This is a genomic window from Photorhabdus africana, assembly GCF_035181445.1.
Taxonomy (GTDB): domain Bacteria; phylum Pseudomonadota; class Gammaproteobacteria; order Enterobacterales; family Enterobacteriaceae; genus Photorhabdus; species Photorhabdus laumondii.
This window is the reverse complement of the sequence record NZ_JAXBVE010000026.1, coordinates 29,486-43,160: the sequence shown is the minus strand read 5'-3', so window position 1 is coordinate 43,160 and position 13,675 is coordinate 29,486. Positions and strand designations below refer to the sequence as shown.

The following is a 13,675-nucleotide window of genomic DNA, read 5'->3' as shown; positions in this document are numbered from 1 at the left end:
ATAGGAAGTATGCTGAATTTGACAAAATCGCCAAAAAATTTGAGCGGCTTTCAGTATTTGGTGCAAGGTTGCAAATTAATTACTCGCCCAGGCATTAAAAGATTTGTCTTATTGCCTTTATTAGCAAATGTTTTGTTTCTCGGCGGTTCATTTTGGTGGCTCTATCAGAAACTGGGGAACTGGGTCCCTTGGATAGTGAGCAAAGTACCGGATTGGATGCAATGGCTCAGTTATATTTTATGGCCGCTGGCCGTGCTCTCTGTCTTGCTGATTTTTACTTACTTTTTCAGCACAATAGCGAATTTTATCGCAGCGCCATTCAATGGTTTGCTGGCAGAGAAATTGGAAGCGGATTTAACAGGAATCCCCGTTCCAGATACCGGCGTTTTAGCACTCGTCAAAGATGTTCCACGTATCCTGAAACGGGAATTAACTAAGCTGTGCTACTATATTCCACGCGCTCTGGTCTTATTGCTACTCTATTTTATTCCTGTTATCGGGCAGACTGTTGCACCTGTGCTCTGGTTTATTTTCAGTGCCTGGATGTTATCGATTCAGTATTGTGATTACCCCTTTGATAACCACAAAGTCAGTTTTCCAACAATGCGTAGTGCCCTTCGCCAAAATAAAATAATTAATCTGCAATTTGGCGCAACAGTGAGTATTTTAACGATGATACCCATCGTCAATTTGGTCATTATGCCTATTGCCGTATGCGCAGCAACAGCAATGTGGGTCGATCGCTATCGAGATCAACACGTTCCTCATATTATGCCGTGATATTCATTTAAGGTATCCTTTTAGACAATAAAAATATATTTAAGTTATATTTCCATTAGCCGGTTGTTGGCGTATTGTTGACCGGATATCACTAAAGGGAGTTGAAAGACGAGTATGAATAAAATTTACGAAGATAATTCTTTGACTATTGGTCGTACCCCGTTAATTCGCCTAAAACACTTTGGCAATGGGCGTATTCTGGCAAAAGTAGAATCCCGTAACCCAAGTTTTAGTGTAAAATGTCGCATTGGTTCCAATATGATTTGGGATGCTGAAAAACGCGGTATCCTACAACCCGGGAAAGAGTTGGTAGAACCTACCAGCGGTAATACCGGGATAGCTCTTGCTTATGTTGCCGCCGCTCGGGGCTACAAATTAACGCTGACTATGCCAGAAACCATGAGTATTGAGCGCCGCAAGCTATTGAAAGCATTGGGAGCGCAACTGGTACTGACGGAAGGCGCTAAAGGTATGAAAGGCGCCATTGAGAAAGCTAACGAGATTAAAGCGAGCGATCCCGACCGCTATATTATCCTGCAACAGTTTAGCAATCCGGCAAACCCAGAAATCCATGAAAAAACCACAGGCCCGGAAATCTGGGAAGACACAGACGGTGAAGTAGATGTATTTGTTACCGGTGTAGGGACTGGCGGTACATTAACAGGGGTTGCCCGTTACCTGAAAAACACCAAAGGTAAAAATATCACCACGGTTGCCGTAGAACCGGAAGAATCACCCGTCATCAGCCAGACTCTGGCCGGTGAAGAAGTGAAACCGGGTCCCCATAAGATTCAAGGTATTGGTGCAGGTTTCATTCCAGATAACCTTGATTTGACACTGGTTGATCGCGTTTTCAAAATCAGCAGTGAGGAAGCTATCAAAACCGCACGTGAAATCATGGTGAAAGAGGGCATTCTGGTCGGTATCTCCTCGGGAGCCGCCGTTGCAGCAGCAGTGAAACTTTCTCAGGAACCAGAATATAAAGACAAAAATATCGTCGTCATTCTGGCTTCATCAGGTGAACGCTATCTAAGCAGTGTACTGTTTACTGACTTGTCTGATGAATAAAAGTTTTTAAGTAAGTTACTTAGATTTATTGATAAAAAAGCACCTAAATGGTGCTTTTTCTGTGTGGTAGATCAAACTTTTACACTTTGCCAGATGATTTCTTACAATGGGTCTAGTATTTAACCAATAATAATTATTTCGATGCTCGAAATTAATTAGCAGGAGTAGTAGTTTCAGTTAAGTAGTTCCGCGATCTATCTTTACTTCAAACTATCAATCAGAAGCATCGGAAAGAACAATTTTTCTGATAATGAATAAAAATTTTTATTACATTATCAACCTGAGAGTCTATCTCAGTAGACGTCGTTAGTGCTGTTTATTCTTACCCGTAAAAGTGAATATAGACAGCACACATGACCCGGAACTTATGGGTCGTACTAAAGAGCGTTCAAGAGCTATTTATCGCTTTTGCCAGAACATTACTCAGTTCGCTCTTTAGGTAAATAAAATCGTCTTAAATGGGATAGGCAGTGAATAAACACTCAAGTTAAAATTTGTCCATGACAAGTTCTTAACTTACATAGCAAAAATCTAAGTTATTGAGGAAACGTTATGTTCCAGCAAGAAGTCACTATTACTGCGCCAAATGGCCTACACACCCGTCCCGCTGCACAGTTTGTTAAAGAAGCCAAAAGTTTCTCCTCCGACATTACTCTGACTTCCGGTGGTAAAACTGCCAGTGCCAAAAGCCTATTTAAGCTACAAACTTTGGGACTTACTCAAGGCACTGTAGTGACCATTTCTGCTGAAGGTGAAGATGAGCAAAAAGCAATCGAGCATCTGGTTAAGTTGATGGCAGAACTGGAATAACTTTCCATTAACCGTAAAACCAGTCAAGATTCAGAGATTGTGAATATACCCTATGGATTTCAAGATGCATCGCGACGGCAAGGGAGCGAATCCCCGGGAGCATAGATAACTATGTGACCGGGGTGAGCGAGTGCAGCCAACAAAGAGGCAACTTGAAAGATAACGGGTATAAACAGGTATTCGCTTAGCCGTTCCTCATCCCTGGATAAACTTTTATCTGGGGATATCAGTTTAAATGCATGCCCTAAAACAGCAGACCATCCGTGGGCTGGCTCTTTAAAGAATAATTATTAGTAGTTAGGTAACATCATGATTTCAGGCATATTAGTATCACCAGGCATTGCTTTCGGTAAGGCACTATTACTGAAAGAAGATCCAATCATTATCAATCAGAAAAAAATTAGCCAAGAACAAGTCGAACAAGAAATTTCCCATTTCAAGAAAGGCCGTGAAAAAGCCTCATCTCAGCTAGAAATCATCAAGAACATAGCAGCAAAAAACCTCGGAGAAGAAAAAGCTGAAATCTTCGAAGGGCATATCATGCTATTGGAAGATGAAGAACTTGAGCAAGAAATTATTGCGTTAATCAAAAACGATTTCAAAACCTCAGATGCCGCGGTTTATTCTGTTATTGAAACCCAGGCCCAAGCCCTTGAAGAATTAGATGATGAATACCTGAAAGAACGTGCCACAGACGTGCGTGATATCGGTAAACGCTTGCTGAAAAACATTCTGGGTATGCCCATTGTTGATCTTGGCTCCATTTCAGAAGAAGTCATTCTGGTTGCCAACGACCTGACTCCATCTGAAACCGCACAACTCAATCTGGAAAAAGTACTCGGTTTTATTACCGATTTAGGTGGCCGAACGTCCCACACGTCAATCATGGCCCGCTCTCTTGAACTGCCAGCAATCGTGGGTACCACTCAGGCGACGACAACAATCCAGAATGGTGATTACCTAATCCTGGACGCTGTAAATAACCATATTTACATCAACCCGTCTGATGCGGAAATTGAACAGCTAAAAAAGACCAAAAACGAATATCTGTCAGAAAAAACTGAACTTGCGAAGTTGAAAGATCTCCCGGCAATGACGCTTGATGGCCATCAGGTTGAAGTCTGCGCCAATATCGGTACTGTCCGTGATGTGATCGGCGCTGAACGCAATGGTGCAGAAGGTGTCGGTTTATACCGTACAGAATTTCTGTTTATGGATCGTGATGCACTGCCAACAGAAGAAGAACAATTCCAAGCTTATAAAGCCGTTGCCGAAGCAATAGGCAACCAAGCGGTTATTATACGCACGATGGATATCGGTGGTGATAAACATCTGCCCTATATGAATCTACCGAAAGAAGAGAACCCATTCCTTGGTTGGCGTGCAATTCGTATTTGCCTTGATCGAAAAGAGATCTTACATTCTCAGTTACGTGCTATCTTACGTGCATCTGCTTTCGGTAAATTACGTATTATGTTTCCAATGATTATTTCTGTAGAAGAAGTACAGGAACTGAAAGTAGAACTTGAATTGCTGAAAGGCCAGCTTCGCGAAGAAGGTAAAAAATTCGATGAAGCAATCGAAGTGGGTGTGATGATAGAAACACCCGCTTCAGCAGTTATTGCTCATCACCTAGCAAAAGAAGTTGACTTTTTCAGTATTGGGACAAACGATCTAACTCAGTATACTCTTGCTGTAGACCGCGGTAACGAGTTGATTTCTCATCTTTATAACCCGATGCTACCAGCAGTATTGAGCCTGATTAAGCAAACCATCGATGCTTCACACGCTGAAGGTAAATGGACGGGGATGTGTGGCGAGCTTGCAGGTGATGAACGAGCTACCTTGTTGCTATTAGGCATGGGGCTGGATGAGTTTAGTATGAGTGCGATTTCTATTCCCCGCATCAAGAAAATCATTCGTAATACTCGTTACGAAGATGCAAAAGCGCTAGCTGAGCAAGCCCTTACTCAGTCTACCGCTAAGGGGTTGATAGAATTGGTTGATACCTTCATCAAAGAAAAAACACTTTGCTAACAATATCGGTTAAAACGCGGTCCAGTATAAACAATTAGGAGAAGATTCATGGGTCTGTTTGATAAACTGAAATCTCTAGTTTCAGATGATAAAAAAAACAGCGGCACTATTGAAATTATCGCACCTTTATCTGGTGAGATTGTCAATATTGAAGATGTTCCAGATGTTGTCTTCGCCGAGAAAATTGTCGGCGACGGTATCGCTATAAAACCTGCCGGCAACAAGATAGTTGCACCAGTTGATGGAACAATCGGTAAAATATTTGAAACCAACCATGCATTTTCTATCGAATCGGACAGCGGTATTGAGCTATTTGTCCATTTTGGTATTGATACGGTTGAACTTAAAGGCGAAGGCTTTAAGCGTATTGCTGAAGAAGGTCAGCGTGTACAAAAAGGTGATTTAGTTTTGGAGTTCGATCTTAAACTCCTTGAAGAAAGAGCAAAATCAACCCTGACACCTGTTGTTATTTCCAACATGGATGAGATTAAAGAATTATCCAAGTTGAGTGGTTCTGTCACTGTTGGTGAAACACCCATTATGCGTATTAAAAAGTAGCAGCATTTTAACTTTACAATACCATTTTCATATTAAAAAACGGCCGATAATCACGGCTGTTTTTTTATCCCTTATTTTCAATTTACATCATTTTCCAGTGAAAATTGGCTAGTGTGAGCAGAGCTTATCCGCCTCTTTTACTCTACTCACGCTATAACCCGTTATCTTTCAAGTTGCCTCTTTGTTGGCTGCACTCCCTTGCCGCCGCGATGCAGCTTGAAATCCACAGGGTATAAATATATAACCAGATTAATTAAATACGCCGGTAGAAAGATATCTGTCACCACGGTCACAGATAATGGTAACAATAACAGAACCTGGATTTTGCGCTGCAACACTTAATGCTCCAGCAACAGCACCGCCGGAGCTGACCCCACAGAAAATGCCTTCTTTCTGAGCTAACAAACGCATGGTATCTTCTGCTTCTTTCTGAGTGATATCCAACACTTGATCAACTAACTCTTTGCGGAAAATGCCCGGCAAATAAGCCGGCGACCAGCGTCGAATACCGGGAATATGGCTATCCGCCGCCGGTTGTAAGCCAATAATCTGTACACGATTAGACTGGCTTTTTAAATAGCGGCTAACACCGGTAATGGTTCCCGTTGTTCCCATACTGGAAACAAAATGTGTAATACGCCCTTGCGTCTGCTGCCAAATTTCCGGCCCTGTCGTCGTAAAATGCGCTAAAGGATTATCCGGGTTATTGAATTGATCAAGAACTTTACCTTCACCATTCCGCTCCATTTGCTGAGCTAAATCACGCGCACCTTCCATGCCCATTGCTCTACTCACCAAAATCAGTTCCGCACCATAAGCTCGCATAGAAGCCTGACGCTCAAGGCTCATATTATCAGGCATCAGTAATTTAAGGTGATAACCTTTTACTGCGGCAATCATTGCTAACGCAATACCCGTATTTCCGCTAGTAGCTTCAATTAATACGTCACCGGGAGAAATTTCACCCCGCAATTCAGCTTGCTGAATCATTGATAGCGCTGTTCTGTCTTTTATCGAGCCTGCCGGATTATTACCTTCAAGCTTCACCCATATTTCCCCCTCTAGCTTATCGGTGATTCGTTGTAATTTTACCAGCGGGGTGTTACCTATAAAATGTTCCAAGCTTGCCACAGCTATTACCCAAATTTTATTTAATAGAAAAGCGAAATAACCATATTCAGCAATATATCGCAAGGCTTTAAATAAAAAATGCCCATCCCTGGCGGTAAGGAGATGAGCAAAATGGTACCAACCAAATTTAAATCATTATCAGGCAGTTTGGGCTAAACTCAGTGTTTGCAATTGTTTATCACCCGCATATAAACGCGCTTCAGTGCCACCAATAAAATAACGGCTTCCTCTTGTGGGTATTGAAGTTTCATCAAACCAAGTAACAGCAACCGACTCATGATGCCAGCCTAGAGGCTGAACCGAAAGCTGCCAGAAATGCCCTCTAGGACTGACCTCCGTCACCTGTACCGGCAATGGACTGGAAGGCGTCGGTTGCGAGTTCATTATGATATCCCACGGACGTAGGAATACATCAACATTCCCCTGATGGATTGGTGTCACATTGAGAGGCAAGTGCTGTCCGCCAATCAATAGCTGAGAGCCTTTAATTTCCCCACTAAAATGATTGACCTCACCTAGGAACTCCATCACAAAACGGCTTGCCGGATAACGCCACACATCTTGTGGCGTAGCTATCTGTTCAATATTCCCTTGCCTCATGACAACAACCCGGTCAGCCACTTCCATCGCTTCTTCCTGATCGTGAGTGACAAAGACACTGGTAAATTTAAGCTCTTCATGGAGCTGACGTAACCAACGGCGTAACTCCATTCTTACCTGAGCATCCAGTGCACCAAATGGCTCATCGAGTAATAGAATTTGTGGTTCAACAGCCAATGCTCTTGCCAACGCCACCCGCTGTTTCTGCCCACCAGAAAGTTGTGATGGATAGCGTTCAGCAAAATGTGTCAATTGCACCATCTCCAACAACTCCATCACCTTACGGCGGATAGCCGCCATATTCGGACGCTTACGTCGTGGCAGTACTGTCAATCCAAAAGCAACATTATCAAAGACAGTCATATGCCGAAACAGTGCATAATGCTGAAATACGAATCCAACTTGCCGATCTTTAGCATGCAGACGGCTAACATCTTGCCCGTGGAAACTCAGCTTCCCCGCGGTTTGTTGTTCCAAACCAGCAATAATCCTCAACAAGGTTGTTTTACCGGAGCCTGACGGGCCAAGTAGAGCAACCATTTCTCCAGAAAAAACATTCAGAGTGATATCGCTCAGAACCTGAGTCCGACCAAAATATTTACTAATATTGTTAATTTCAATACTCATATTCTGCTCCTACCTTAACCATGTTGGCGACTTAACCGCCACTGCAAAGCACTTTTAACAATCAAAGTGATAATTGCCATCAATGCCAACAATGCCGCCGCAGTAAATGCCCCTACGGTGTTGTAATCTTGATGCAGTAATTCAACCTGCAACGGCAATGTGTAAGTTTCACCACGAATAGCACCGGATACCACTGAGACAGCCCCAAATTCACCAATTGCCCGAGCATTGGTCAAAACCACACCATATAACAACGCCCAACGGATATTAGGTAACGTCACTCGCCAAAACATTTTCCAACCAGACGCCCCCAATAAAATCGCAGCTTCATCCTCTTGGCTCCCCTGACTAAGCATCATCGGCACCAGCTCTCGAACAACAAAAGGACAAGTCACAAATATCGTTACTAAGGCCATCCCCGGCCAGGAAAACATCAATTGGATATCATAGGGTTCCAGCAAACTTCCGGCCCAACCATTCGAACCATAAAACAATAGGTAGATCAAACCAGCCACGACCGGCGAAATAGCAAATGGAATGTCGATCAGCGTCAATAAACATTGCCGCCCCGGAAACTGAAAGCGCGTTACCAGCCAAGCAATCATGACGCCAAAAATTAGGTTTACCGGAACGGTAATTAACGCGATCAGTATCGTTAACCAGATGGCATGCAACATATCAGGATCTAAAAGATTCTCAGTGACTATCTCAATTCCTTTAGAAAAGGCGGTCATAAATATCCAGACAATGGGGATCACCAACAGTAAGATTGAAAACAATACGCCTGTTATGATCAACGCCCATTTACCCCAATTTACAGGTAGCCGTTGCGCTACATGAGATTCAGATAATTCAACCATTAATGCCCTCCAATCCGTTTACCAAAGCGGCTTTGCAGAGTATTAATGCTAAATAGTAAAATCAGCGATATTGCCAATATGACTGATGCGATAGCACTGGCCGCAGGATAATCAAACTCCTGTAAACGGATGAAAATCATCAGCGATACCACTTCTGTTTGCCATGCAATGTTACCGGCAATAAAGATCACGGCACCAAATTCCCCCAAGCTGCGAGTAAAAGAGAGTGCTGTGCCCGCAATTAAAGCCGGAGACAATTCTGGCAATACAACCCGCCAGAAAGTTCGCCAACGACTAGCGCCTAATGTTTGAGCTGCTTCTTCATATTCTGGCCCTAGCTCTTCAAGTACCGGCTGAATCGTTCGCACTACAAATGGCAGACTTGTAAATGCCATCGCTACCGCAATACCCAACCAAGTATTCACGACTTTCACATCAAAGTGCCCAAGCAAAGAGCCATACCAACCACTCACAGAGAATAGCGTTGCCAATGTCAATCCCGCTACCGCAGTAGGTAACGCAAAAGGGAGATCCATCAAACCATCCAATAAGCTACGGCCAGGGAAACGATAGCGGGTTAAAACCCATGCCATCAACATACCAAACACCGCATTAAACAAGCTGGCAACCGCTGCTGCTAGCAATGTCACTTTATAAGCTGCTACAACTTGGGGATTAGCAATCACCTGCCAATACTGTTCCCAGGTCATACTGGAAAGCTGCACAACTAATGCACTCAGGGGTAACAATAAAATCAAGCAGGTATAGAACAAACTACTGCCTAAGCTCAACCCAAAACCAGGCAATACTCGCTTACTGGATCTCGAAAACATTACTTATGCCCCTTGGCCAGCAATTGATCCAGTATACCGCCAGTATTGAAGTGAGTTTTCATCACTTGTGGCCAACCACCAAATTGATCTTCCAATCGAAACAGCTTAGTTTCTGGAAAACGGTCTCTCTGTTGATCCATCACGTTTTTATTACTGACACGATAATTAAAGCTGGTAATGATCTGCTGTGCCTGTGGGCTATAAAGATAATTCAGATAAGCTTTAGCCGCTTTCTCTGTACCGTTTTTCGCAATATGCTTATCAATCCAAGCCACGGGGAATTCTGCCAGAATACCCACCGGTGGAACGATCACTTCATATTTATCATCACCATACTGCTTGCGAATGTTGTTCACTTCAGATTCGAAACTGATCAGTACATCGCCCAAGCCACGTTCAATAAACGAAGTTGTTGCCCCGCGACCACCAGTATCAAACACGGCGACATTTTTCAGGAAACGTTTCATCCATTCGCGAGTTTTACCCTGATCTCCACCATTTTCCTGTTGAATAGCCCCCCAAGCGGCCAAATAAGCATAACGGCCATTACCGGAGGTTTTAGGGTTTGGGAAGACTAATTTGACATCCTGACGCACTAAATCATCCCAATTACGAATATTTTTGGGATTACCTTTACGCACGATAAACGCCATCGTGGAATAGTAAGGTGAACTGCTATTTGGCAGACGATTCTGCCAATCAGCCGAGAGCAGATTGCCACGATCATGCAAAATTTGCACATCCGTTACCTGATTGTAAGTCACTACATCAGCCCGCAATCCTTGAAGAATTGCCAGTGCTTGTTTGGAGGAGCCGGCGTGGGATTGTTTGATTATCAACTTATCTTGTGGATACTGCTCATTCCACTGTTTTTCAAATTCAGGATTCAGTGCAGAAAATAGCTCACGCGCAACATCATAAGAGCTGTTTAATAGCTCTACAGCAAAGGCATGACTGCTGCCTAATAAAGTTACTACTACCAGTCCGTTTAGTATCGTATTTTTTATTGAATACTTTTTCATTTTTCACCTTAATCCGTTATTTCATCAAATAACGCGCCAGTGACTAATGTATCTAGTTTATTTATAACAGGGTAGATAACGATCGCCGTTTAATATATCAAATTGCACTTAGAAAGTATGAAACGCAATAAGATGACAGGAATATATCCGTCATCTTTCAAGTTGCCTCTTTGTTGGCTGCACTCTCTCACCCCAGTCACATCGTTATCTATGCTCCCGGGGATTCGCTCCCTTGCCGTCGCGATGCATCTTGAAATCTATTGGGTATAATAAGGTTTTTAAATGAAAAATGCGGGCCTGTTACGGCTCCGCAAGAGGAACATTAAATTCACCAAACCGACTCAGTTGATGTTTTAATCAGAAATTCTCATCGTTTCCAGACGATACGTTCCATTTTCCAGTTTTTCAGTACATCATCAGAAGGAATCAAGCCTTCAGGGCCATTCCAATTACCTGTAAACAGATAACTGACATGTTTACTCTGTGGGGATACGCAGACAATAGCGCTCTTCTCTGACTCACTCACCGTATTTCGGCAAACCTCAAATGCCTTGCTATAAAGTGCCGAAAATGGCATGCCAACCTTTGTTCCCCAGACGGTTTCAATATCTTCATCCAACACTTCAATGCGACTGACTTTTCCATCGGCCTGACCAAATAACGCTATCTTCAATTGATCACCATCCATTGCTTGAAATACTGTCACCAATTGACCATTTTTTGTTTCCATGCCACTGCGTAAGTGATACTTTCCATCCAACCCCTTCTCTATTGCCTCTTTATTCATTGCTGTCAAACCATTTATTTCTCCCACCCCCTGATCTGAGATTTTTAAGGGGCTACCAAACCAGCTAAGAGGAGACAAATTCGACCATGAAAAACCCGATGACCCCGTACAACCGGCCAGTAAAAATGCACCACTTATTGTGACAAAACGTAATCCTGACAACATGTTAGTTAAAGTATACTTCTGCATAACGGGTTCCCTTATGACTCAATACAGAGATAGGCACTGAGACATCACATCTGATTGTTAGTTTCAGAGAATATTTAAATTAATTACTTTAGATTAATATTTTATTGATAAAATACAACTTAGCGGTATCATTACTCCCCCATAAAAGTCATTACTATTGATAAGGTCAATATGATGAAAAAAATATTTATAACCACCGCCTTGATTACTTTGTTCAGTATGCCGTCAATGGCTCAAACCTCACAGACGCAATTTGGTGGTTTTTCTGGTCCCGATTCAACACAGCCTCCGGTCCAAGCAGCACCACAAGGTGGTTTTGTCGATCAAAATGCGAGAGTTTCCACCACCCAACAAGTTAAAAATATGAGAGATGACAGTTGGGTCGTACTGGAAGGACATATTGAATCCCGTATCCACAGTGATCACTTCATATTCCGCGATAATGCAGGAATTGTTGAAGTCGAAGTTGATCATAAATACTGGAATGGTCAAACGATAACACCTCAAGATAGAGTCCGTCTTGAAGGTGAAGTCGATAAAGAGTGGAATGGTATGACTGTTGATGTGAAAAAAGTCACCAAATTGAACTAATGCTTGTGGCTGAGTGGGATTCTTTCACTCAGCCATATCTATGCTTCACTCGCTCACCCCGGTCACATAGTTTGCTATGCTCCCGGGGATTCACTCCCTTGCCGTCGCGATCCATCTTGAAATCCATAGGGTATAAACTCAATATTCCTGATCAACAATCAAACGCTTACTGAAAATAACGCTCTCTTGGTGGCGATCTTCATATTCCAGTTTTTCACACATATAGATAGTGGCATCATTATCTTCAGGAACAATAAGAACTATTTTTGGGCAACCACGGGCAATCAATTTCTTCTCCAATCGGGCAATTAATGCATTCGCAATTCCCCTACCGCGAAATTCAGGATGAACTCCTAAATAATAAGCTGAACCACGATGACCATCATAACCACCCATAATCGTCCCAACCACTTCACCAACCACTTCACCAACCACTTCCGCGACTAAAAACAGGTCAGGATCATGCGTCAATTTACGCTCGATATCCACTTCAGGATCAACACCAGGATTAAGTAAATCGCAGCGTTCCCATAAGGTGATCACTTCTTCAAAATCATCTTGTCGAAATACCCGAATTTCCATCCCTAACCAACCTGTTTTTATTGAAATAACTATTTTCTCATTATCTCCGCTTTAACACCGGAATCAATACGAAAATGCGTTCTCTTCCACTAATAGCTATAATATAGCGCTCACCACACCATAATGGGAAAAGAACCATGAATACACCAAACATTAATCAGATTAAATCTTTTTTCCTTTCATTACAGGATGAAATTTGCCAACAACTGGAACAAATAGATGGTAAAGAGAAATTTACTGAGCAGTGCTGGCAACGAGAAGAAGGTGGCGGAGGCCGTAGTCGAATTATGAAAGAAGGCACGATATTCGAACAAGCAGGCGCTAATTTTTCTCATGTATCAGGAGATATGCTTCCTTTATCAGCAACAACTCACCGTCCTGAACTGGTCGGTCGTCATTATCAGGCCATGGGCGTCTCTCTCATTATTCATCCTTTGAATCCCTATATACCAACCAGCCATGCTAATGTTCGGTTCTTTATTGCAGAAAAAGAAGGTGAAGCGCCAGTGTGGTGGTTCGGTGGGGGTTTTGATTTAACACCTTATTATGGTTTTAAGGAAGATGCTATTCATTGGCACACCACTGCTAGAAATATATGTCAGCCCTATGGAGAAGATGTTTACCCAAAATATAAAGAATGGTGTGATAATTATTTCTATATTAAACATCGTAACGAAGCCCGTGGAATTGGTGGTTTATTTTATGACGACTTAAATACACCTGACTTTGAACATTGTTTCAATTTCACTCAAGATGTAGGTAAAGGTTTTCTTTCTGCCTATTTACCGATTGTAGAAAAAAGGAAAGACATATCGTGGGGTGAACGTGAACGGCAATTTCAATTATATCGCCGTAGTCGCTATGTAGAATTTAACCTCGTTTGGGATAGAGGAACCTTATTTGGATTACAAAGCGGAGGACGAACAGAATCTATCTTAATGTCCATGCCACCATTAGTACGTTGGGAATATGATTATCACCCTGAACCAGAATCTGCGGAAGCTACTTTATATATCGACTTTCTACCAGCAAAAAACTGGATATGATTTTTTATCATGTTAGGAATATTATAAAAAACTATTCCTAACTATTTATATTTTTATTACAGCCAATTCAAGAATCCCTCACATAAAAAACATTAACAAGTTATTAACAACCCCTTAACACAAAAGAAGCAGGTTAGACCTGATGACTATCTGC

At 42.4% G+C, this 13,675-nt stretch carries 14 protein-coding genes; 7 read left to right on the top strand and 7 right to left on the bottom strand.

Annotation, left to right across the window (positions count from 1 at the left end):
• The first annotated feature begins 9 nt into the window (after positions 1 to 9).
• The 5 genes from cysZ (at position 10) to crr (ending at position 5,253) form a co-directional block, all read left to right on the top strand.
• On the top strand, positions 10 to 780 hold the full coding sequence (cysZ, locus tag SLS51_RS15040) for a sulfate transporter CysZ (protein WP_323839515.1): 771 nt from the start codon (positions 10 to 12) through the stop codon (positions 778 to 780).
• Between the two features lie 114 nt (positions 781 to 894).
• A complete protein-coding gene (gene cysK, locus SLS51_RS15035) occupies positions 895 to 1,848 on the top strand; it encodes a cysteine synthase A (RefSeq protein WP_323839514.1) in 954 nt (317 codons plus the stop codon).
• Positions 1,849 to 2,400: 552 nt separating this feature from the next.
• Positions 2,401 to 2,658 carry a phosphocarrier protein Hpr gene (gene ptsH / locus SLS51_RS15030; protein ID WP_021323875.1) on the top strand — a complete coding sequence of 86 codons (258 nt, stop codon included), beginning with the start codon at positions 2,401 to 2,403 and terminating at the stop codon, positions 2,656 to 2,658.
• A gap of 309 nt (positions 2,659 to 2,967) precedes the next feature.
• Positions 2,968 to 4,695, top strand: a complete 1,728-nt coding sequence (gene ptsI, locus SLS51_RS15025; RefSeq protein WP_323839513.1) for a phosphoenolpyruvate-protein phosphotransferase PtsI — start codon at positions 2,968 to 2,970, stop codon at positions 4,693 to 4,695.
• Positions 4,696 to 4,743: 48 nt separating this feature from the next.
• A complete protein-coding gene (gene crr / locus SLS51_RS15020; RefSeq protein WP_015833547.1) occupies positions 4,744 to 5,253 on the top strand; it encodes a PTS glucose transporter subunit IIA in 510 nt (169 codons plus the stop codon).
• Between the two features lie 249 nt (positions 5,254 to 5,502).
• On the opposite strand, the gene cysM is transcribed toward crr, so the two are convergent.
• The 6 genes from cysM to SLS51_RS14990 all read right to left on the bottom strand — a co-directional run bounded on the left by cysM (position 5,503) and on the right by SLS51_RS14990 (position 11,302).
• The gene (gene cysM, locus SLS51_RS15015) at positions 5,503 to 6,384 is read right to left on the bottom strand and encodes a cysteine synthase CysM (RefSeq protein WP_323839512.1); all 882 of its coding nucleotides are present in this window, start codon (positions 6,382 to 6,384) and stop codon (positions 5,503 to 5,505) included.
• 138 nt (positions 6,385 to 6,522) lie between these two features.
• Positions 6,523 to 7,611 carry a sulfate/thiosulfate ABC transporter ATP-binding protein CysA gene (cysA, locus tag SLS51_RS15010; RefSeq protein ID WP_323839511.1) on the bottom strand — a complete coding sequence of 363 codons (1,089 nt, stop codon included), beginning with the start codon at positions 7,609 to 7,611 and terminating at the stop codon, positions 6,523 to 6,525.
• A 14-nt stretch (positions 7,612 to 7,625) separates the two neighbouring features.
• On the bottom strand, positions 7,626 to 8,471 hold the full coding sequence (cysW, locus tag SLS51_RS15005; RefSeq protein ID WP_323839510.1) for a sulfate/thiosulfate ABC transporter permease CysW: 846 nt from the start codon (positions 8,469 to 8,471) through the stop codon (positions 7,626 to 7,628).
• Positions 8,471 to 9,304: a sulfate/thiosulfate ABC transporter permease CysT gene (cysT, locus tag SLS51_RS15000; protein ID WP_323839509.1), complete on the bottom strand. Its 834-nt coding sequence runs from the start codon at positions 9,302 to 9,304 to the stop codon at positions 8,471 to 8,473. The genes cysW and cysT overlap by 1 nt, the downstream gene beginning before the upstream one ends.
• Positions 9,304 to 10,326: a sulfate ABC transporter substrate-binding protein gene (locus SLS51_RS14995; protein WP_323839508.1), complete on the bottom strand. Its 1,023-nt coding sequence runs from the start codon at positions 10,324 to 10,326 to the stop codon at positions 9,304 to 9,306. Before SLS51_RS14995 ends, cysT begins: the two co-directional genes overlap by 1 nt.
• A gap of 367 nt (positions 10,327 to 10,693) precedes the next feature.
• The gene (locus SLS51_RS14990; RefSeq protein WP_323839507.1) at positions 10,694 to 11,302 is read right to left on the bottom strand and encodes an RpoE-regulated lipoprotein; all 609 of its coding nucleotides are present in this window, start codon (positions 11,300 to 11,302) and stop codon (positions 10,694 to 10,696) included.
• 174 nt (positions 11,303 to 11,476) lie between these two features.
• Between SLS51_RS14990 and SLS51_RS14985 the strand changes: the two genes are divergently transcribed.
• A complete protein-coding gene (locus SLS51_RS14985; RefSeq protein ID WP_390904679.1) occupies positions 11,477 to 11,893 on the top strand; it encodes a YgiW/YdeI family stress tolerance OB fold protein in 417 nt (138 codons plus the stop codon).
• Between the two features lie 138 nt (positions 11,894 to 12,031).
• Here the strand turns inward: SLS51_RS14985 and SLS51_RS14980 are convergent, their stop codons facing one another.
• On the bottom strand, positions 12,032 to 12,475 hold the full coding sequence (locus SLS51_RS14980; protein WP_323839506.1) for a GNAT family acetyltransferase: 444 nt from the start codon (positions 12,473 to 12,475) through the stop codon (positions 12,032 to 12,034).
• Positions 12,476 to 12,612: 137 nt separating this feature from the next.
• On the opposite strand from SLS51_RS14980, the gene hemF reads away from it, so the two are divergent.
• Positions 12,613 to 13,521: an oxygen-dependent coproporphyrinogen oxidase gene (gene hemF, locus SLS51_RS14975; protein WP_323839505.1), complete on the top strand. Its 909-nt coding sequence runs from the start codon at positions 12,613 to 12,615 to the stop codon at positions 13,519 to 13,521.
• Positions 13,522 to 13,675 lie beyond the last annotated feature (154 nt).